General features: G+C 42.7%; 25 protein-coding genes. 15 read left to right on the forward strand and 10 right to left on the reverse strand.

Annotated elements, in window-relative coordinates; translation table 11 throughout:
• Nucleotides 1-86: 86 nt before the first annotated feature.
• From GKO22_RS08175 to fmt, 9 genes are all read right to left on the reverse strand, one after another.
• Nucleotides 87-809, reverse strand: a complete 723-nt coding sequence (locus tag GKO22_RS08175; RefSeq protein ID WP_166334032.1) for a tRNA threonylcarbamoyladenosine dehydratase — start codon at nt 807-809, stop codon at nt 87-89.
• A gap of 14 nt (nt 810-823) precedes the next feature.
• Nucleotides 824-1480, reverse strand: a complete 657-nt coding sequence (locus GKO22_RS08180; RefSeq protein ID WP_166334034.1) for a TatD family hydrolase — start codon at nt 1478-1480, stop codon at nt 824-826.
• 17 nt (nt 1481-1497) lie between these two features.
• Nucleotides 1498-1869, reverse strand: a complete 372-nt coding sequence (locus GKO22_RS08185) for a hypothetical protein (protein ID WP_166334036.1) — start codon at nt 1867-1869, stop codon at nt 1498-1500.
• Nucleotides 1866-2429 (reverse strand): NADPH-dependent FMN reductase, encoded by a 564-nt coding sequence (locus tag GKO22_RS08190; protein ID WP_166334038.1) that lies wholly within the window; start codon nt 2427-2429, stop codon nt 1866-1868. The genes GKO22_RS08185 and GKO22_RS08190 overlap by 4 nt, the downstream gene beginning before the upstream one ends.
• Before the next feature lie 48 nt (nt 2430-2477).
• Nucleotides 2478-3161: a hypothetical protein gene (locus tag GKO22_RS08195; protein ID WP_240920218.1), complete on the reverse strand. Its 684-nt coding sequence runs from the start codon at nt 3159-3161 to the stop codon at nt 2478-2480.
• 444 nt (nt 3162-3605) lie between these two features.
• Nucleotides 3606-4727 carry a lipid-A-disaccharide synthase gene (lpxB, locus tag GKO22_RS08200; protein ID WP_166334040.1) on the reverse strand — a complete coding sequence of 374 codons (1122 nt, stop codon included), beginning with the start codon at nt 4725-4727 and terminating at the stop codon, nt 3606-3608.
• Between the two features lie 27 nt (nt 4728-4754).
• Nucleotides 4755-5771, reverse strand: a complete 1017-nt coding sequence (locus tag GKO22_RS08205) for a WD40/YVTN/BNR-like repeat-containing protein (protein ID WP_240920219.1) — start codon at nt 5769-5771, stop codon at nt 4755-4757.
• Between the two features lie 24 nt (nt 5772-5795).
• Nucleotides 5796-6455: a YceH family protein gene (locus GKO22_RS08210; RefSeq protein ID WP_166334042.1), complete on the reverse strand. Its 660-nt coding sequence runs from the start codon at nt 6453-6455 to the stop codon at nt 5796-5798.
• Nucleotides 6456-6512: 57 nt separating this feature from the next.
• Nucleotides 6513-7430: a methionyl-tRNA formyltransferase gene (gene fmt / locus GKO22_RS08215; RefSeq protein ID WP_166334044.1), complete on the reverse strand. Its 918-nt coding sequence runs from the start codon at nt 7428-7430 to the stop codon at nt 6513-6515.
• A gap of 90 nt (nt 7431-7520) precedes the next feature.
• Here fmt and GKO22_RS08220 point away from each other — a divergent pair, with 90 nt between their 5' ends.
• The 4 genes from GKO22_RS08220 to metA all read left to right on the forward strand — a co-directional run bounded on the left by GKO22_RS08220 (nt 7521) and on the right by metA (nt 12230).
• Nucleotides 7521-8738, forward strand: a complete 1218-nt coding sequence (locus GKO22_RS08220) for an ABC transporter permease (protein WP_166334046.1) — start codon at nt 7521-7523, stop codon at nt 8736-8738.
• Nucleotides 8739-8810: 72 nt separating this feature from the next.
• Nucleotides 8811-10085: an NADP-dependent isocitrate dehydrogenase gene (icd, locus tag GKO22_RS08225; protein ID WP_166334048.1), complete on the forward strand. Its 1275-nt coding sequence runs from the start codon at nt 8811-8813 to the stop codon at nt 10083-10085.
• Between the two features lie 58 nt (nt 10086-10143).
• The gene (locus GKO22_RS08230) at nt 10144-11199 is read left to right on the forward strand and encodes a threonine aldolase family protein (protein ID WP_166334050.1); all 1056 of its coding nucleotides are present in this window, start codon (nt 10144-10146) and stop codon (nt 11197-11199) included.
• Between the two features lie 68 nt (nt 11200-11267).
• Entirely contained in the window at nt 11268-12230 is a 963-nt protein-coding gene (gene metA / locus GKO22_RS08235; protein ID WP_166334052.1) for a homoserine O-acetyltransferase MetA, read from the forward strand.
• Here metA and GKO22_RS08240 read toward each other — a convergent pair.
• Nucleotides 12205-13230: a DNA topoisomerase IB gene (locus tag GKO22_RS08240; protein WP_166334054.1), complete on the reverse strand. Its 1026-nt coding sequence runs from the start codon at nt 13228-13230 to the stop codon at nt 12205-12207. The genes metA and GKO22_RS08240 overlap by 26 nt on opposite strands.
• A 257-nt stretch (nt 13231-13487) precedes the next feature.
• Here GKO22_RS08240 and GKO22_RS08245 point away from each other — a divergent pair, with 257 nt between their 5' ends.
• The 11 genes from GKO22_RS08245 (at nt 13488) to GKO22_RS08295 (ending at nt 21681) form a co-directional block, all read left to right on the forward strand.
• Entirely contained in the window at nt 13488-14150 is a 663-nt protein-coding gene (locus GKO22_RS08245) for a MarR family winged helix-turn-helix transcriptional regulator (RefSeq protein WP_166334056.1), read from the forward strand.
• A gap of 8 nt (nt 14151-14158) precedes the next feature.
• A complete protein-coding gene (locus tag GKO22_RS08250; protein ID WP_166334058.1) occupies nt 14159-15652 on the forward strand; it encodes a phytoene desaturase family protein in 1494 nt (497 codons plus the stop codon).
• Complete coding sequence (locus GKO22_RS08255; protein WP_166334060.1) at nt 15636-16472, forward strand: phytoene/squalene synthase family protein; 837 nt, start codon at nt 15636-15638, stop codon at nt 16470-16472. The genes GKO22_RS08250 and GKO22_RS08255 overlap by 17 nt, the downstream gene beginning before the upstream one ends.
• Nucleotides 16473-16499: 27 nt before the next feature.
• Nucleotides 16500-16973, forward strand: a complete 474-nt coding sequence (locus GKO22_RS08260; protein WP_166334062.1) for an SRPBCC family protein — start codon at nt 16500-16502, stop codon at nt 16971-16973.
• Nucleotides 16970-17437: a sterol desaturase family protein gene (locus GKO22_RS08265; RefSeq protein ID WP_166334064.1), complete on the forward strand. Its 468-nt coding sequence runs from the start codon at nt 16970-16972 to the stop codon at nt 17435-17437. The genes GKO22_RS08260 and GKO22_RS08265 overlap by 4 nt, the downstream gene beginning before the upstream one ends.
• Nucleotides 17427-17984, forward strand: coding sequence for a lipocalin family protein (locus tag GKO22_RS08270; protein ID WP_166334066.1), 558 nt, complete (start codon nt 17427-17429; stop codon nt 17982-17984). Before GKO22_RS08265 ends, GKO22_RS08270 begins: the two co-directional genes overlap by 11 nt.
• Entirely contained in the window at nt 17974-19278 is a 1305-nt protein-coding gene (locus tag GKO22_RS08275) for a cryptochrome/photolyase family protein (RefSeq protein WP_166334068.1), read from the forward strand. Before GKO22_RS08270 ends, GKO22_RS08275 begins: the two co-directional genes overlap by 11 nt.
• Nucleotides 19279-19287: 9 nt before the next feature.
• Nucleotides 19288-19830 carry an isopentenyl-diphosphate Delta-isomerase gene (idi, locus tag GKO22_RS08280; RefSeq protein ID WP_166334069.1) on the forward strand — a complete coding sequence of 181 codons (543 nt, stop codon included), beginning with the start codon at nt 19288-19290 and terminating at the stop codon, nt 19828-19830.
• Between the two features lie 125 nt (nt 19831-19955).
• Nucleotides 19956-20303, forward strand: a complete 348-nt coding sequence (locus GKO22_RS08285; protein WP_166334070.1) for a hypothetical protein — start codon at nt 19956-19958, stop codon at nt 20301-20303.
• Nucleotides 20304-20474: 171 nt separating this feature from the next.
• On the forward strand, nt 20475-21011 hold the full coding sequence (locus tag GKO22_RS08290; RefSeq protein WP_240920221.1) for a GNAT family N-acetyltransferase: 537 nt from the start codon (nt 20475-20477) through the stop codon (nt 21009-21011).
• Nucleotides 21012-21489: 478 nt separating this feature from the next.
• Nucleotides 21490-21681, forward strand: coding sequence for a hypothetical protein (locus GKO22_RS08295; protein WP_166334071.1), 192 nt, complete (start codon nt 21490-21492; stop codon nt 21679-21681).
• Nucleotides 21682-21695: the final 14 nt, after the last annotated feature.

Genomic DNA, 21695 nt, shown 5'->3' on the forward strand with positions numbered 1-21695 from the left:
CGGTATATCCTACCGATAGGATGCCAGCCGACTGATGTTAAAAATACGTATTTCCTTTCTGATTTACTACAGGATAATACGCTACATTATCGCTGAATCAAATCGCGAATAGCAGCCGAAGCAATCGCACCACCGAATGCCGCTGGCAGATATGACATCGTGCCATAGGCCGACTTTTTGTAATTGCTCCCATCGGTATACAACAAAGATGCTTTATCTGGTAATTCGGTCGAAAAAGCTACTTTAACGCCATTTTCAATATCATGCTTACGTAGTTTCTTGCGGATGTGTCGCGCTAGTTTGCAGTTGTACGAATCACTGATATCACCGATGCGTATTTTGGTAGGATCTACCTTACCACCAGCGCCCATCGAACTAATAAAAGGTATTTTAGCGGCGAAAGCCGAACGGATCAAGAATAATTTGGGCGTGATACTATCAATTGCCTCAATGATATAATCTGGCTTTAGATCGATAAAATGAGGGATGCGATCTGGTATCACAAATTCTTCAAAAACCTGTAACTCTAGCTCAGGATTAATCGCTAGCAATCGCTCACGCATGATTTGCGCTTTGGAGACGCCATGATTCGTGGCTAATGCGGGAAGCTGCCTGTTTCTGTTCGAAGGATCTACCGTATCACCATCTATAATCGTCATTTTGCCCACACCACTGCGACATACAAACTCTGCCGCAAAAGATCCTACACCACCTAATCCAAGCACCATTACGTGTGCATTGGTCAGGGTTTTAATGGCGTCGCCGCCAATCAAAGCTTCCGTACGAGAAAGCCACGATACATCTTTCATTCTTATTGCAAATACTAATTAAATACCTCTTCAAAATTAGACCATAATTGCGCTTGCAATTCGTCCATGCTCAAATTCCGAACGCGGCAAAAATACGTATAAATTTGGGAGATCGGTATGTCCGAATTGTCGGTCTCCAAAAAGAGGCGACCTAGTGGAATACTGCGGATCAATTGATCCTGACGACCTCTTAAGATGTCTGCGCCAAGCGACAGATAAAAGCTTTGCTGCAATAGTTGCTCCGCCAGTTCCTTGCTCTTGTTAAATCCATGTATGATGATGGGAGTGGCCATTTTTGCTACCTTGATCTGCTCAATCACTTCCTGATAGGCACGTACGCAGTGTACGATCACTGGCTTGGCGAATTCAGTAGCCAACACAAGTTGCGCAAAGAATACAGACTCTTGGGTTTGCCATGGCGTATCTGTTATTTTATCCAATCCGCATTCTCCAATAGCCAAGATGCTTGGGTTATCGCATAGCATTTGCTGAAACATATCTAGCTGCGCTTTACCGTCATCGAAGATATACCACGGATGAATACCTACCGAGCAAGGTTCATCCATTATCTCCTCTTTGCCAACGATCACATTACGTATCCTGCGCACTGATAATGCGGTATCGGTACCAAAGTGCGTATGTACATCAATAAAAGAAGGTCTATCTTGCACGATGAACATTCGGTTTGCTACTTGGAGCCGTATCTTTTGACAATACGTAGCGCGCTATATTTTTGAATATCAAAATGCGGCTCTTCCAATGTCAATTCTGTAGGATATGGCATTCCCTTATCAAAAAAGTAAATCTTAGTCACACTGCCATAATCATTGGTAGGGAAGAGGTCGGCACATTGCTCATATTGTGCCTTAGCTTGATCACCAACGGTGACAGCATAGACACGAACGATACCACCTTTATTCTGCTCATTGCGCACAAAAGCGACTTCTTCAAAATCTCCCGGAACATCTTTTATATTGGGCTGGCTGTAACTATCGTAGATAAAATAGCCTAACAACAGGACTAAAGCGCCAACGAACCAAATTATTTTACGTGATTTCATGATGTTTTTTTAGAATCTAATATTTTTTGCATCTCCCTTTTGGTCTTGCGCACCTTAGCTTCCAACTGACTGCGGAATAAGGCATTCGTAATTCCTTTATTATCTTCAAAGTTAGCAGGAAACTCCGGGAGCGATAAATGTTCTATAACCGTACCACCATCACGTGGCATGCGTGCTAGCGCAATCTCCATGACGCTTTGGCCACCACGTGCACCAAAGCTCGTGGAAAGCAGGAAAAGGTGGGCGTCTTGATAGGGTTTTCTTCCTTTGATTCGGCTTACCCAGTCAATCAGATTTTTGTATCCTGCGGAGTAATTGCCATTATGCTCCGCAAATGAGATAATTATGAGGTCTGCTGCATCCAAACGTGCTGCAAAATCATGAGCCAGCTGAGGCACACCATTTTCTCTTTCTCGATCTGCCGAATAGATCGGCATCTCAAAATCATGAATATGCAAGATTTCGACTTCGTCCTCTTTGTAGTATTTTGATACGCTGGTCGCGAATTTCTGATTGATGGACTTGGAGCTATTAGAAGCGCCAAATGCTAAAACTTTCATGTTTAAAAGTAAGATAATCTTTGTGAACGCACAACCGCAAATGGCTAGCTATTCTGGACGAGCTTCTACCACGACCTTGCCCTCAAGACCGGGCGATCCAGAATAAACTTGTCCTTGTGGAATACCACCCATGCGCGGGCCACCCATTCCAATGCGACTCATTACCAGCGCAACATCCGTTGGCGGATTCACACGACGACCACCTGCACTGGCATCGATCTTTAAATGTTGTTTGGATTTACGATCTTCTTGCTGTGGCACTAATCCGTTCGGATCGTAATGAACAGTGACATTACCCCCGTCACCATTGGGATGCGTGCGCGTACCATTCATGGCATCAATGCCTCGCGCAATTACATACAATGACTGGAATTTAGCAAAATTGATATCAATATCGAAGTTAGATGCGTTATTCTTACTACCAATACCTGAAAAGACCACATCTTTTCCGATCTCGGCATAGCCAATATTCAGTTGTACATCTTTCAATCCATAGAATTGCAGCGAAGCGCGATCTTTCATAACGAGTGTATCGATGTGCAAAGTCATGATGGAATCACGACCTTTGTTACGGAATGTCTTGCTTTTCTTTTTAGACAAAACCAATTTTCCAATATGCTCTTCGATGCGATTTTCTTCCTCTTTATCTTGTGCTGTAGCTACTTGGCTATACGTGAGGCAAGCAGTCAACAACATACTAAATAGCAATGGTAAGCCAATTAAGCGTTTCATAAGCGTGTAATTTTATATTTAGACCCGATGCGATAGGAATAGGTTTAATAAATTGCGGAGAGAGTTTATATCGTTGAGAAAGTTAATACATTAGGTTGCCACAGCCTTCGTGCCTCGGTTTCGCAAAGACGGTGGATTCAATGATTATCTCAAGAAAACACAAAGACTTAACCTTTCGAATAATGTCCAATTACCATTTTAGCAAAAAACATTGGGTATAGATCGCCTATTGGTTCGGCATTCCTTAACCTTTAGCGTATGGTTAGTGTATCGATAGTGTAACTAACATAGGCATTTTATGTAATGGTACTGTATCCGTAATGTATTGAAACTATACTTATACAGGTGGATTAAACGCCGGTAAAACATTAAGCTGATGGCGAGCAATAGACACTGCCACAGCTTTGAGTTTCGGCTCCGGAAATACGTAATTTCGAGGATCGACTATTGCGCTGCGCGCAGATAACCGACAATCTTACTTGCCGTTCTGGCAGATGCGCCTGGCTCACCTAATTTCTCACGCAATACATCGTAGTTCTCTAGCACGCTGGCACGATGCGCTGGATTAGTAATCAATTCGCCGATTTCATCCGCGATATTACTGGCTGTGCAATCCTTTTGAATGAGTTCGTGCACAGACAGATAATCATTGATCAAATTCACCAGAGAGATGAAACGCACCTTTATCAATTTCCGTGCAATTGCGATGCTGAGCGGATTTGCTTTATACACCACCACCTGTGGCACACGCAAAATAGCCGTTTCCAGAGTGGCCGTACCACTGGTTACGACCGCAGCAACCGCATGCTTTAACAGATCGTAGGTTTGATCGAAAACAATCTTAATCGGCATATCGCCAATTATATCTTTGTAGTAAGCTTCATCAAAATTTGGAGCACCTGCAATCACTACTTGATGCGAAGGGAATTTGTGATACAGCTCCGCCATCTCCGGCAAGATTCGTTCAATTTCCATTTTGCGACTGCCAGGCAATAGCGCGATAATATCTTCTTTCGGCGAGAGTCCGTTGTCGGCTACAAAATTTAAATTGACTTCGTGCTTGGAAATTGCATCTAGCAGTGGATTTCCCACGTAATCGACAGGATAATGGTACTCTTTATAAAAGTCAACTTCAAATGGTAAAATACAGAACATGTGATCTACCACCTTTTTGATTTTATACACGCGTTTCTGATTCCACGCCCAGATCTTGGGCGAGATATAGTAGCTCGTGGTGATGCCATTCTTCTTGGCGAAGTCCGCAATCTTTAGATTAAAACCTGGAAAATCGATCAGAATCACCGTGTCTGGACGCACGCGTAGAAGATCTTGCTTTACAGATCGAAGATTTCTAGCAATGGAAGATAAGTTCATCACCACTTCTACAAAGCCCATAAAAGCCATTTGAGAGGTGTGGATCAATGCTTTTTTTCCACTCTCGGCTTCCATCAGGGAGCCGCCCACGATGGCGAATTCTGCTTCTTTATCTTCCTCTTTTAATGCCTTTATCAAGTTCGCTCCATGCAGATCGCCTGATGCTTCACCCGCTATGATATAATACTTCATACTTATTTTTACGCTTCTATTGTAGACCTACTTCCACTGAAGTACGCTAATTTGTCCGTTACTGCCAGCCAGATAGACTCTTTTTCCAGTACGGGATTTGCCAAGAACATTATAACTATCTGTCGAAATGGTATTCCAATGCTGTCCACCATCGGTAGAGATATCGGTGCCTGACGTTCCTGTTGCTACTAATTTTCGTTTGTTCACGTGCAGCACTGCCGATCTAAATCCGCCGACAGGCTTGGCTGGCGTGATCCAATTTTCGCCACCATCATGGGTGAGGTATACATTATGTTCATTGCATTGATCGTGCAGATAATCGCCACCTACAACCACACCTCTTTTGTTATTCCAGAAGCTCAATGAAAAAATTCCTTGACTACTAGCGCCGCTGATGATGGGAGTCAGCATCTTATGCATTAACATTTTCTTTTCATTTCTACGATACAGAGCAGCAAAAGATCCGCCACTGCCAATCCAAAGATTATCACCTTGTACCTGCAATCCTGTACCACTAGCTGCAAAACCTACTTCGCCGGGCTCTGCAAAGAGCAATAAACTACCGGAAACATCTTCCCAAGTTTCGCCTCGATCTGTCGTTTGTAGCAATTGGAAAAATCCATCAATCGGATCGCCAATAGCAAAACCGCGATCACCGTAAAAATCCATTCCGTTTAAGAAAATTTCTGGATCATCATTGTGATAGACTTCTGTCCAAGATTTTCCGCCATCCATAGTACGTAAAATCACTGCAGGCGCACCCGCACTCACAATCACCGCTTCATAGTTGCTAAAGACCGCGATATCTCGGAAATCAGTTTCCTCATAACCTTTCGGTCCGACCCATTCCCAAGATTTGCCTTTATCCAATGATTTGCCCACCGTGCCATTCGTACCGCTCACCCAAATCACGCGTTCTCCGAAGGTGTCTAATCCTCGAAAACCGCAATTGGCTTTTTGTGTTAATGGCTCAATGCTTTGTCCGAAGCTCACAAAAGCTGCAAAGCAACATAATCCTGTCAACATGGATGAAAATAGTTTCATAAGAGTATGCGTATTGGTTTCTGGTTAGGTTAGCTCAGTCATCAGCTTATCAAAAGCCGATTGCAACTTTTCTAGTTGCTCTTCCAATTGTGTTACACGATCTGTCAACGCTTCTATTTGTTCGTTCGATCCTGATCTGGTAGTCGGTTGCTCAGATTCGTATTCGGCTTCATTAAACTCCGTTAGTAGCTGAATATATCTAATCTCCTTTTGTCCAGCACGTTTTGGTGCTATCTGTACAAAAGCAGGTTCTGTATTTTCTAATTTGTTCAGAAGCTGTGCCACCTCATCGATAGATTCAAAATCGTACAAACGCCCCGAATTACTGTTGATCTCCCCAGGCGTCAAAGGCCCACGAAGTAGTAACAAGCAAATAATAGCTAATTCTTGTGGCAAGAGCGGATATTGTATCGCCAAATTATGCTTGTACTTCACCGCCCGGCTGCCGCCACCCACTACAGTAGATACCAAACCAAGCTTTCGCAAACTGTCCAAAGCTACAATAACCGTACTTTCGTCGTATTGTACTACCGGCCGGCGCGATGTTTTCTGATTACACGCCGTTTGTAAAGCATTCAAAGTAAGCGGATAATACTCCGGTGTGGTCTTTGCCTTCTCCAATAGCACGCCTAATACGCGTGCCTCTTTGGCATTTAATATTGGTAGCGGTTTATGTTCTTCCATCTGTATTGCTGTTATACGATGTGGTAAGTTACATATATTTTCCTTTCTATTGTAGTGTTATGGAAAACGGTACCCTCGTAGAAAGTCGCCTACGGTCATTCTTTTCTTGCCTTCAATCTGCACTAATTTCAAATCTAAAAAGCTATCGGTACAGGCAAATCGTAAATATGTTTTTTCATCAGTTTCGTATTCACCTGCGGCAATCGTAGGTTTTTCATTCACGAGTACCGTTTCATAGATCTTGAGTACCTTATCATGCAATTTAGTAAATGCGGTGGGATAAGGGCTCAATCCGCGAATCTGATTGTATACATCTTTACCCGGTCTGTCCCAGTCAATCTCACAATCCTCTTTGAATATCTTTGGCGCGTGCTTCCAATCCGATCCTTCTATCGCATCCTGCGGAGTCGGCTGGAGCGTGCCAGCGCGCAAGGCATTTACCGTTTCTAACAAAAGCGTGGCACCAGCGTTCATCAGTGCATCGTGCAAATCGCCGGCGTTATCTGTATCTGCAATAGCGACTTCTTTTTGGAGCAAAACATTACCGGTATCAATCTCGTGCTGCAACAAAAATGTCGTAACGCCCGAAGTTTTCTCGCCATTCATCACCGCATGATTAATCGGTGCCGCACCGCGGTAATTGGGCAGGAGCGAGGCGTGTACATTCACCGTTCCATGTTGAGGCATATCCCACACGACCTCAGGCAACATTCGGAAAGCGACCACAATCTGCAAATTGGCCTGATACGACTTTAAATCCGCCAAAAATTCTGGATTGCGTAGTTTTTCGGGCTGTAAAACGGGGATTTGGTGCGCTACGGCATACTGTTTTACCGCAGATTCGTGCATTTTCTGACCGCGCCCAGCTGGCTTGTCGGGTGTAGTGACTACCGCCACGACTTGTTCGCCTGCTTGTACTAATGCATCAAGAGAAGCTACCGCAAAATCGGGCGTACCCATAAATATAATTCGCATCGTATCTTTAAATCTTTTGTAGTTTGTTTCGCGTCATTCAGGGATGACATTTTTTATTAACTTTGCGAAGTTACAAAATATAATTTCAGCTTGAATTTCTCCTATTTTTTAGCCAAAAGGATCACCGTTTTCGGCCATAGAACGTTCTCGAAGATGATCATTCGAGTGACGATCGGTGCGCTGAGTTTGGCGATATTGGCGATCATTATGGCGGTCGCCATTCTGAAAGGATTCAAGCAGGAAATTACCGACAAGCAGCGTGGTTTTTTTGGTGATATTATGATCGTCAAAAACGATGTTTCTACCTCCTACGAGAGTGCGCCGATCGCGCTTTCGAGGACTAAATTAGATTCTATTCGTGAACTACCTAACGTAGAAAACATCTATCCCTTTGCTACCAAAGCGGGCATTATCCATGTCAATCAGGAAGTCGAAGGTGTGTTGATCAAAGGTATTGACGGTAGCTATCGCCAAGATTTTCTATCGCGCATGCTTGTGGAAGGAGATACCATTAATTTTGCAGCAGAGAATGCAAACAACCAAATTCTGGTATCTCAGCAAACTGCTAATAGGCTGCATCTGAAAGTTGGAGATAGTTTTATCATGTATTTCGTGCAGCATCCGGTTCGCAAACGCAAACTGGAGGTTAAGGGAATCTATACCACCCATTCGGAAGAGTTAGATAAGATGTATATCATCGGATCGCTGGATCTCATACGCCGTATCAATGATATGGCGCCAGAAGATGTGGGCGGTTATGAGGTACGGATCAAAGATTTCACGCAGTTGGCGCTCACATCCAGCGTGGTCGAAGATGAACTTCCTATACACATGGCGACTACTAACGTAGTCGAACAGATGCCTGACGTGTTTAATTGGCTCGAGCTGTTAGATATGAATGATAGCGTTATTTTTGTGTTGATGGTGATCGTCGCGCTGATCAATCTGATATCTGCCTTGTTGATCAATATCTTAGAGCGTTCTAGCATGATCGGCATTCTAAAAGCGCTCGGCATGCGCAATACCGAACTTCGAAAAGTGTTTTTGTATAATTCGCTATACCTGATTGGTTATGGTTTGGTGATCGGGAATGTACTGGCTATTCTGCTGTACTTCTTTCAGCGTAGTACGCAATTTTTCAAATTAGATCCCAGCATCTATTATGTTTCTTTTGTGCCCGTACAGATTTCATGGCACGAAGTTCTTTCACTCAACGTGGCTTTGATCGCGATCGTATTCGTGGTATTGATCATTCCTTCCATGTTGATTAGCAGAATCTCGCCAATAAAAACCATTCAATTCAAATAAGATTTTCAAATTGTACAGTTTGGTATTGTTTTGGTTGCTTGACGACTAGAACCACGTTAAAAATTGTACATTATGGCTGAAAAAATTTCCTTAAATGCGGATAGATCTTTGCACGTACCGCATCATCCCATTATTCCTTTTGTTATTGGCGACGGTATTGGACCTGATATCTGGCGCGCAGCAGTGCGGGTTTTTGATCAAGCCGTATCGCATGTGTATGGTGATGAAAGAGCAGTCGCATGGAAAGAAGTTTTGGCCGGTGAAAAAGCGTACAATGAAACAGGAAGCTGGCTTCCAGAAGAGACTACACAAGCATTTCGCGACTATCTTGTAGGCATCAAAGGTCCTTTGACTACGCCGGTAGGCGGCGGTATTCGTTCGCTCAATGTAGCGTTGCGCAAGGCATTGGATTTGTATGTCTGTCTTCGCCCAACAAAATGGTATCCCGGCACACCAACTCCTGTATTGCATCCAGAATACATCGATATGGTGATTTTTAGAGAGAATACCGAAGATATTTACGTCGGTGTAGAATATGCGGCAGACTCCGAAGAAAGTAAACGCCTACAACAGTTTTTGAATAACGATCTAAAGCTGGATTATGATTTTCGCGCCAATACAGGTCTAGGTATCAAAGTGGTATCGGAAGAAGGCACCAAACGCTTGGTACGCGCCGCGATACAATATGCTCTAGAACAAAATCGGCCTTCTGTGACGATTGTACACAAAGGCAATATTATGAAATACACAGAAGGCGCATTTAAAAATTGGGCTTACCAGCTGGCCGAAGAAGAGTTCGGCGATCAAGTCTATACGTGGGATCAGTGGGATAAAACAAAAGCAGAAAAAGGGCAGGAGGAAGCGAACAAAGAGCAACGTGCAGCACAAGATGCCGGAAAATTAATCATCAAAGATGTGATTGCCGATAACTTCTTGCAGCAAATATTATTAGCACCGCGCGATTATTCGGTAGTAGCCACCCTCAATTTAAATGGCGATTATGTATCAGACGCTTTGGCAGCCATCGTTGGGGGCATTGGTATTGCGCCAGGAGCAAATATTAATTACCAAACTGGTCATGCGATATTTGAAGCCACGCATGGCACGGCACCGCGTTTTGCCGATACCGACACGATGAACCCTTCCTCCGTAATCCTAAGCGGTGTATTACTATTTGAATACCTCGGTTGGGATGCTGTAGCTACTACTATTACCGAAGCACTCGCCAAAACGATAAAAAAGAAAACCGTCACGGTAGATTTCTATAATCAGATGGAAAATGCCACTTTGTTAAAGACAAGCGAGTTTGCGGATCAGATAATTGCCAACTTTAGTCCAGTTTCATAAGATAATGTCCGGTCTTTTTTTGCAACTTTGAGCGCCATAGATGACGGCACGTTACCATATGTACAATTTTAAAAATGACTACGCGGAGGGCGCACATCCTTCCATATTAGAACGCTTATCACAAACCAATCTGGTACAACAGGCTGGATATGGCGAAGACGAATATAGCTTGCTGGCAAAGGAAATCCTGAAAGAAAAGTTGGGGAACAAGTGGGCAGCCATCCACTTCGTATCCGGAGGTACACAGGCAAATCTGTTGGTCATATCTTCTTTGCTAAGACCACATGAAGCGGTGATTAGTGCGGCCTCGGGTCATATTTTTACCAACGAAGCGGGTGCTATTGAATCCGTTGGACATAAAGTGATTGCCGTGCCTACAAAAGATGGTAAGCTCACAAGCGCCGATATCGAAAAAACATTGCAAGCGTACCAGCTGAAGCCGCATGTGGTAAAGCCGCGTTTAGTGTACATTTCCAACACGACGGAGGTAGGCACGGTGTATTCTAAGACCGAATTACAGGATTTGTACACACAATGTAAGGCCAATGATTTATTGCTTTTCTTGGATGGCGCACGCTTAGGTCATGCATTGATGGCACCTGGGAGTGATTTGCTATTGGAAGATGTGAGCAGGTTCACGGATGTGTTTTATCTGGGCGCGACTAAAAATGGTGGTTTATTGGGCGAAGCAATCATTTTTAACCACAGCGCCGTCAGTCAGGAGTTTGAATTTGTCATGAAGCAAAAAGGCGCGCTACTTGCCAAGGGTCGTTTGCTAGGAATACAATTTCTGTCTCTCTTCGAAGGCGACCTGTATATGGAACTGGCGCAACATGCTAATTTGATGGCTGCTAAAATCGCGAAAGCCATTCAAGATGAGGGTCACCAATTTTTGTCAGCTCCGCAGTCCAATCAGCTTTTTCCGATCTTGCCCATGCCGCTCATTCAAAAGTTGTTAGAAAAATACCAGTTTTACATTTGGCAACAAGTAGACGAAACGCAGGCTGTAGTGCGCTTAATCACATCATGGGCTACGCCCGAAACGATTGTAGACGATCTGATAAAGGATATCCGATTGTATAATCAGGAGGACGTGGTTTCAAACCCGTCTTAATCCTTTTTTTATTCTACCGTATTCTTGCTATTTTTGCTTTTTAAGTACATTTAGGGAACAATCGGGTTATGCCAGTAAAGATACCAAACAATCTACCAGCTATTGAGCTTCTCAAAGAAGAGAACATCTTTGTGATGAGTGATTTACGCGCTAGCACGCAGGACATTAGGCCGCTGCGCGTCTTGATCTTAAACCTGATGCCCTTAAAAATTACCACGGAGACCGACTTTGTACGTTTGCTATCCAATAATCCATTGCAGGTTGAGGTAGAATTTCTACGTCTAGATACGCATACACCCAAAAATACTTCCGAGGAGCATTTAGAGTTATTTTATAAAGGCTTTAGCCAAGTAACAGAGAATTTCTACGATGGGATGATCATCACGGGGGCTCCAGTAGAAATGTTGCCGTTTGAGGAAGTGAGTTATTGGAATGAGATGAAAGCAATCTTCGACTGGGCCAAAACGCATGTTACTTCCACTTTGTATATCTGTTGGGCAGCGCAAGCCGCGTTGCATCATTTCTATGGTGTAGAAAAAGTACCACTAGATCACAAACTTTTCGGTGTATTCAAACACAACACGACTGAAAATCGCAGTCCCTTGTTTCGGGGCTTTGATGACGAATTTTATATCCCACACAGTCGGCATACCACGATTGCTAAAGAGGAACTGTTAGCTCAAAACGAGATTTCAATTTTAGCCGAATCAGATGAGGCAGGCGTAGCGGTAGTTTGTTCACGTGGAGGTCGGGAGTTTTACCTAACGGGACACTCGGAGTACTCACCTTGGACGCTGCACGAAGAATACTTACGTGATGTAGAGCGCGGTAGTGAGATTCAATTACCGATAAACTATTATAGAAACGACGACGCAAATAATCCGCCATTAGTACGGTGGAGCGGACACGCTAATTTGTTATTCAATAATTGGCTCAATTACTTCGTCTATCAAGAAACGCCATACGACCTTCGTGACGTGCCGCATTTAGGCTCATTAAATGAGCCTAGCGCAGCAATCGCTGACAAATAGCTTCTGCTTGCGGAATACTTAGTCGGCGCGCGCCAACTTTAAGTTTTGCTTTCTTGTAAAATGTGCCATCCAAGAACATTTCTTGTATCAAAGGATGCACATAATATTTCTTGGCCACAGCCCGCGTGTTTCCTAATTCTCCAGCGATCTGATCAATAATGGCATTCAACAGCTTTTGGCTGTTTTTCAACTCGTATTCAGACTGTATGGCCGCCATCAATTTGACCGCTAATATAGTCGCACCCCAGATCCGAAAACTTTTTACCGAAAGTTTATATTCCGAATTCTGCCCCTTTAAATAGGTATTCACGTCGCGACCACGCAATTTTCTAATTCCTTTTGGTGCGGATGGATCCAAATACTGAAACAAGTTTTTGCCTGGGATCTCCGACAATGAGGCTACAAAATTGTACAACTTCTTATCATTTACCACGTGTAATTGAGGCACACCTTTTTTGCCGACGTAGCTAATCGTGACGCCTTCTTTGGATAACGTGACATGCGATTTCTTTAAGGTAGTGAGGCCGTACGATTTATTGGCCTTCGTATATCGCGCATTCCCCACACGCATCAATGTACGTTTGATCACAGCCAACGCCAGAGCAGATACCTTGTCCTTCGTCCACTCAGGCAATTGGAGATCTTTATTGATCCTGCGCTGCAATTTTGGTAAGTATGGCCCTAAAGCCAATACCTTTTGAAATTTAGCATCATTTTGGTTCTGCGTCCATTCTTTATGATAAATGTATTGTTTACGATCGCGTAAATCATAACCAAAACATTGAATATGACCTTTCGGATCGGGACATATCCATACGCGCTTCCAAGCAGGTGGGATTACCAGTGCTTGAATTCTCTTCAAGGTGCGTTCATTGGTAATGAATGCGCCACGCAGATTTTTGTAGCGGTAAGATTTACCGACTTTCACTCGTTTGTAGCCTTTGCAGGTGCAGTCTATGTATTTATATGCGTTTTTTTCCGCTTGATCTATGCTTTCCATGCTTATTGTTTGATACGTATTGGATCCCTATAATCCGTGTGTTATGCAACAAAGGAATAAAGACATTTGTTTCTCTGATTAGATACATAATCATCCTAAAATTTGATAAATGAATACGAACAAAATAAAGTTGATTTTTACACCAAACATTTGAAACAACTCGTGTAGATCATTGTTTATATCAAAATACCATGATATAACAGTTTAAAAATATACTATTCATTATCCCTCAACCCTCATCAATAAACATCGCAAAAATGAAATACGATTTGTTACAAGATGTCATCCAGCTAGTATCAGAGTTTGAGCAGGAACAACTGTCGCATGCGAGCTATGGGAATGATTTGAAGGGCTTTATGAGTTGGGTCGCCAACAGTAAAGCCTCAGATCGAGAGCGAACAATAGCATGGAAGGGTATGGAAAATGGTCGATCAGCCGAAAGTGTTATCAGCACCTTACTAGTTCACCTGAATCGCTACGCTAAAAATTACTCACGATCTGTGCTTATTCATAGTGACTTTTCCACGCAGGAAGACTATATTTATCTCATAAATCTAAAAGCTTTTGGGGAGATGACCAAAATGGCTTTGATTAAGAAAAACATTCAGGACAAACCTGTCGGCATGCAAATCATCAACCGTCTCATCAAACATGGTTGGGTAAAGCAGCAAGACTCCGTGACGGATCGCCGTAGCAAGATGATCTCCATTACAGATATAGGGTTAGAAGTACTGGAACAACACATGCACAAAATCAGACAGGCCACACAAATTGTATCTGCTGATTTGCTGCCCGAAGAGAAACTGGAATTGATTCGCCTACTGCAAAAACTAGAAGCGTTTCACCATCCTATATATTTAAGTAACACACCAGCAGAGCAGCTGTTGGGTCAAGCGTATCAACAATTAAAATCTACCTAGACCACAAAATGAAGAAAAGGATTGCCATCATAGGATCCGGAATCTCGGGATTATCTGCCGCGGCTTACGCTGCGGCCGAAGGCCATTCGGTACATGTATTTGAGAAAAATGCAGGGCCGGGAGGTCGTGCACGCCAATTCAAAACGGAGAATGGATACACTTTCGATATGGGACCAAGCTGGTATTGGATGCCCGATATCATTGACAATTTTTTTCAAGACTTTGGAAAACACGCCACCGATTATTTCGAATTAATATCGCTGGATCCTCAGTTTGAAATGGTTTTCTCCCAAGATAATGTGGCTATCCCACGCGATTATGCGCAGATGAAAGTGTTGTTTGAGCAGATCGAACCAGGTGCTGGTTCACGGCTCGACGAATTTATGAAAGCCGCAAAATACAAGTACGAAGTAGGTATGCGGGATTTCGTAAACAAACCTTGCTACAGCTGGTTTGAATTCATGTCGCCCAAGATTGCTGGCAGTGCGCTTCGCCTAGATTTGCTTTCTGGATTCAGAAATTATGTCAAGAAATACTTTAAGAATCCTAAATTGATCTCCTTGATGGAATTTCCGGTCATATTTCTTGGTGCATCGCCACGCAAAATTCCTGCGATGTATAGCTTGATGAATTATGGAGGCTATGCATTAGGCACTTGGTATCCAAAGGGCGGTTTTTTCGAATTGGTGAAAGCCATGAAATCAGTCGCAGAAGAGCAGGGTGCAGTCTTTCATTTTAATCAACCGGTAGAAGCCATAAACTGCGCGGATGGTGCGGTGCAGACTTTATTAATAAACGGCGAAGAGCAAGCTTTTGATGTTGTGATTGCTTCTTCGGATTACCATCATACCGAAACATTATTAGCGCCATCATTGCGTAATTACGATGAAAAATACTGGGCTGCTCGCACTTTTGCACCATCGTGCTTAATTTATTATCTAGGGTTTAATGAGCAGATTCCTAATCTAAAACATCATACCTTATTTTTTGAAAATGATCTGGATGCGCATATAGACTCTATTTACGTGGATAAAGCTTGGCCAGAAAAACCGTTATTCTATGCCTGTTGTCCATCGCAAACAGATGATGCGGTGGCGCCAGAAGGCCACGAAAATATCTTTCTACTGATGCCGTTGGCTATGGGTGTTGCGGATGATGAGCCGACTCGGGAACGTTATTTCTTGGAAATGATCACGCGATTGGAAAAACATACCCGAGCAAGTAATTTATTGGATAAGATCGATTTTAAGAAAAGCTATTGCGTTTCTGATTTTATGCAAGATTACAATGCTTATGGCGGCAATGCGTACGGATTAGCGAATACCTTATCGCAAACGGCGGTATGGAAACCCGCCATCAAAAACAAAAAACTAACAAATCTATTCTATACAGGACAGCTGACTGTGCCAGGTCCCGGTGTACCTCCATCTATTATCTCTGGTAAAATCGTTGCTTCTGAAGTCAATAAACTTAATACATACTCCTATGAAAAAGCTGTTTGATGAATTAAGCTTCCAAGTAAGCAAAGCCACCACGGAAAAATATAGCACCAGCTTTTCCTTAGGAATTCTGGCCTTAGACCAATGCATTCGCCCAGCAGTATATGCTATCTATGGATACGTGCGATTAGCAGACGAAATTGTCGATAGCTTCCATACCTACGATAAGCAAAAATTGCTGGAGCGCTTTAAAGAACAAACGCATCAGGCGCTGGATGAGAAGATTTCGTTGAATCCTATCCTGCAGTCTTTTCAGGAAACGGTACACCGCTATGATATTGATCGGGCACTAATCGAACAATTTTTGCATAGCATGGAAATGGACTTAAATCCGACAGAATACAATACTGAAAAGTACAAGGAGTATATCTTGGGATCGGCCGAGGTGGTTGGGTTGATGTGCCTACAAGTATTTGTAGATGGCGATAAGTCTGCCTACGAAGCCCTGAAACCATACGCGATGAAGCTCGGATCTGCCTTTCAGAAGGTTAATTTCTTACGTGATCTGAAAGACGATTATCAAGTATTGGGACGCACATACTTTCCAGATGTGAATATGGCGGTATTTGATAATGCGATTAAATCTGCTATTGAAGAAGACATTCATACGGAATTTCGAGAGGCATTGGTGGGTATCAAAAAGCTGCCCGTTTCGGCGCGCTTCGGTGTGTATCTCGCCTACAAATATTATCTTTCTTTGTTCAAAAAGATTAAGAGATTGCCTGCGCAGCGTATCATGAGTGAGCGTGTGCGGATACCCAATGGCCAAAAGATGTCGTTGATGATGCAAAGTTATGTGGCTTACAAAATGGCCATTATGTAGTCCATTACATCTAAAAAATCATACAACATGATCTATAGTATATACCGAGAACAACATGTAAAAGGAGATATTGAATCAATTTGGGCATTCTTTTCTTCACCACATAATCTGGAGGAGATAACACCGAAGGATATGGCGTTCGTAGTCAAAAGTGAGATGGAAGATCGGTCCATTTACAAAGATCAAATTATTGATTATACGGTAAGTCCGATATTTGGTATTCCGCTTAAATGGCGTACGCGTATAACGGACGTAGTGCCTCTACAGCGTTTCATCGATTTTCAGGAAAGCGGACCGTACAAATTATGGGAACATACCCATACCTTTACTCCGGAAGGTGATGGCGTTTTGATCACCGATCATGTACGCTACGAACTGCCATTTGGCCCTTTGGGCACGCTGGCGCATCAGCTCTTTGTAAAAAAGAAATTGAAAAACATCTTCGACTATAGGCATCGAGTCTTAGACAAAAAATTTAATCATAACACTGTGCAACTATGAATTTTTTAATCCTGTTGGCCACCTTTCTAATCATGGAAGGAATTACCTGGACGGTACATAAATATGTAATGCATGGATTCTTGTGGCGATTGCATCGCGATCATCACGATCACAGCACCGAAGGTCATTTAGAGAAAAACGATTATTTCTTCGCGATCTTCGCTATTCCAGCCATTGCACTTATCTATATAGGCAGTACACAAGGTTTTAATCATTTGTTTTACATCGGGTTGGGTATTACCTTATATGGTTTTGCTTACTTCTTTGTACACGATATTTTTATTCACCAGCGTGTATCATTTCTTCGGAATACGACGAATCCTTACCTGATGGCCATTCGCCGTGCCCACAAACAACATCACAAACATACGGGAAAGGAAGAAGGCGAATGTTTTGGTTTCCTGTGGGTACCTGTGAAGTATTTTCAGATGTATTTTAAAAAGAATCAACAGCATGAACGTTAGATTACAGACTTACCTCTTACTTATTTTCGCTCTATGTATAGTCGGTTGCAGTACGACTTACATACCAAAAACGGCCAATCCTGTCAGCTCATTTGAGGTGGATCGCTACTTGGGTACTTGGTACGAAATTGCTAGACTAGACCACAAATTTGAAAAAGGATTATCGCACGTGACAGCAACCTATTCTGCTAACGAAGATGGGAGTATTAAAGTGCTCAACAAGGGGTACAATAAGGAAGATAAAGAGTGGAAATCGGCAGAAGGAAAAGCGAAGTTTCGCGGAGAACCGACCACTGCCGCGCTAAAAGTTTCCTTTTTTGGGCCATTTTATGCGGGCTACAACGTGATTGCTTTAGACAAAGATTATCAGCATGCCTTGGTGGCTGGTAAAGACTTCGATTATTTGTGGATACTTTCTCGCGAAACCACGATTCCAGAAGAAGTAAAAGTTAATTATTTGCGCCTAGCATTGGAAGTGGGCTATGATATTGAAGATCTACTTTGGGTAGACCAAGCTCCAGCTACGAAAGGAGCAGATGAAGGATAAGATCAACATTTTTTGGTTTAGAAGAGATCTGCGATTGGAAGATAATGTTGGTTTATCCAAAGCATTAGCACAGGATATCCCAGTAGTTCCGATCTTCTTATTCGATCAAGAGATTCTATCTAAATTACCAAATACTAAAGATATACGGGTAGATTACATTCATCAAGCACTGCAATCTTTACAAGGAAAACTCGAAGAGCTAGGTAGCTCACTGCATGTCTATCACGGCAACGTGGAAGAGATCTTTGAGCTGCTGATCCAAAAATTTGACGTCCAAGCAGTATTTTGCAATCGAGATTACGAACCTCTAGCGATCGCTAGAGACAACCGCGTGCAAAAGTGGTTGGCTAAGGAGGACGTGACCTTTTCGGCTTTCAAAGATCAGGTCATTTTCGAGAAAGGTGAGATTCTGAAGAATGATGGCACACCGTATACCGTGTATACGCCGTACGCCAAGAAGTGGCGCGCAGCATTAGAGCGCAAGCACTACACGGCAGCACCAAGCACGCTTGATGGATATTACCAGACAAAGAAAAAGTCTATTCCTTCCTTGAAAACATTAGGTTTTGAGAAGACCGTCTTGAACTACGAAACTCCATCACTCACACCCGGAATGATTGATGATTACGATCAGCATCGGGATTTTCCGGCAGAAGATCGTACTACGCGGTTGGGCGTGGCGCTGCGCTTCGGCACTATATCGGTACGCGAATGTGTGAAGACTGCGCTCAAGAATAACGACACATGGTTATCTGAGCTAATCTGGCGCGAATTCTTCATGCAAATCCTATTTCATTTTCCGCATGTGGTAGATACCAGTTTCAAATCATCTTACGACAACATTCGCTGGCGTAATAACGAAAAGGAGTTTGAAAAATGGCGCAAGGGAGAAACCGGTTATCCGATTGTAGATGCAGGTATGCGACAACTCAATGAGACGGGTTTTATGCACAATCGCGTTCGGATGGTCGTAGCCAGTTTCTTATGTAAGCATTTGCTAATTGATTGGCGTTGGGGCGAAGCCTATTTTGCCGAAAAATTGCTTGATTATGAGCTTTCTTCCAACAATGGCAATTGGCAGTGGGCAGCGGGATGCGGATGCGATGCTGCGCCGTATTTTCGGATTTTCAATCCCGATGCACAAACCAAGCGATTTGATAAAGACCTGAAGTATATCAAACGTTGGAACCCGCATTACGCTGATCGGTTAGAAACAGCCATAGTAGACCACAAACAAGCGCGCGAGCGCGCACTAAATACGTATAAAGAAGCACTGAACGACGCGAGATCCTAATATTAAGGTATGGAAAGAAATAAGGTAGTACTAGTAGATCAAAACGATCAGACAGTGGGAGAGATGGACAAATTACTGGCACACGAGCGCGGCGAGCTTCATCGGGCATTTTCCATCTTTATATTCAACAGTCGCGGAGAAATGTTGATACATCAACGCGCTGCCGACAAATACCACGGCGGCGGTTTATGGACCAATGCCTGCTGTTCGCATCCGCAGATGCACGAGGATCTCGAACAAGGTGCGCTTCAAAGACTGCAATTCGAAATGGGATTAGTTTGTCCAATCACGCCGCTTTTTTCGTTCATCTACCACGCCAAAGTAGAAAATGATTTGATAGAGCATGAGTTTGACCATGTTTTTGTGGGCTACAGCGATGATACACCATTGCCCAACCCAGCGGAAGTACAAGACTTTCGGTGGATTAGTGTGCGCAAACTGCACGAGGAGATTCTGACGTCACCAGAAAAATTCACCTACTGGTTTAAATCAGCATTGGATCAGGTACTCGAAACGTTAGAACAAACTAAGTCGTTCGCTGCGAATCGATAAGCCTTTTAGCACAATTATTTCTTCGCATCACGCAAACCGAATATTGTACTTCACTGTTATGGAGTTGGGTGCCATACTTTTCCTAGTGATCATGATGCCCATTTCAAACAACAAGACAGATACTGATGAAAATTACGACGATATTACTAGTAGCTTCCGGCTTTCTATTGAGCACTGCTTGCGGCAGCAAACGCATGAATAATGATACCGCACAAGAACAACCAGGGTTGGATGCATCGCGTAATCTGGTTATTTATTACGATAAAGATACGGGCAACGATCAGTTGCTAGAAGCTGTACAAACCTTCGGTGCAGAGGTAGTATACCTATATGATGCCCTGAATGGCGTAGCGATTAGCATTCCAGACGACAAGCCCATGGAAGATGCCATCGGTTATTTCGAAAAAATTGCGGGAGTTACTTCCGTAGATAGAGACGGCATGATGTCTATCCAAAATCAAATGGAGAAATAGGGCTTTTTCGCAATCAAATTTTCCTGATTTAATTTTCACAAATGTTTGAATACAATTACATTTGTGAAAATTAAAATTTCGGGTGTCATACATCTACCTTTCTCTCCTGTACCGATCTTTTATCGACGCTTTACAGCACTCGGAATGCAGGCCTATGGGGAGTAATGATCTATGCTCCGAATCCACAGCAAATCTGCCTACCTGATGAATACGCTTCGCTATAGAGATAGTACAATAGAAGATCTACCTACTATTGTTTCCATTTACAATTCGACTATTGCTTCTCGATTAGTCACTGCCGACGTAGATCCTGTTTCGGTAGAAAGCAGATTACCCTGGTTTCACGATCATTCAACAGATAAAAGGCCATTATGGATCATTGAGAAAGCAAGCGACGGAACAATAGTGGGATGGGCAAGTTTCCAATCTTTTTATGGTAGACCGGCTTACGATGGCACGGTGGAAATTAGCATTTATTTGCAGGAAGCGCAACGCGGACAAAAATTTGGCAATGCCATACTACAATACTGTATTGATCGAGCGCCCGATTTCGGAATAGATGTCTTATTGGCTTATATCTTCGCGCACAATACGCCAAGTATTGGCTTGTTCGAAAAATTTAAATTTTCCGAATGGGCAAATCTTCCTGATATCGCCGTGTTGGATGGACAGCGACGTAGCCTCAAGATTTTAGGTTTGCACCTTTAGTCCTAAACAAACCTCCACTGTTCTCCAAATCGTAACTTTTTAAGTACATATCGGGATTGATAACATACTTCAATCTTTATTCACCTGAACGTAGGTGACAAATATCCATATCGCATACCAAACCTCTAGTAATTCATAAAAGCCTATGGGTTAACTGATTAACAACGTAGGTTAGTTGAATAAATCAGATCATCCAACCACCATCCATTTTTAATTAAAAGAACATTTTTTGTGCTTTCCATTCTGCACCAACTCAACTGAATTATTAATAATTAAATAAAAATATTCTTAATAGTTAATTATTTACATTTTATTTAACTTAATTTGTAGTAGAAACGCTACAATATCATTCTTGCAGCTATTTATTTTGTTCATGAAAACACCCTTATAGCTTCAAGAACACATAGTTACTAATACAAGCCGATACTACTAGATTCGCTGAATCAATTCGAGATGCTAAACATTAAAATTATCTATTATGAAATATTTAAACAAAAAGAATATTATGGAAAATTTATCAAAAAAGACCAATTATGAGTCACCATCATTAGAAATTTCATTTATTAAGATGGAAGCTGCCATCGCAGCTGGATCTGTTGTGAGAAGAAACCCAGATCCTCTCTTATCGGAATGGCAGGACGTAGAGACGGTGGATATTTGGAATTTTTAGTAAACACCGCGATT

The sequence above is a fragment of the Sphingobacterium chungjuense genome (genome assembly GCF_011316935.1).
GTDB classification, from domain to species: Bacteria; Bacteroidota; Bacteroidia; order Sphingobacteriales; family Sphingobacteriaceae; genus Sphingobacterium; species Sphingobacterium chungjuense.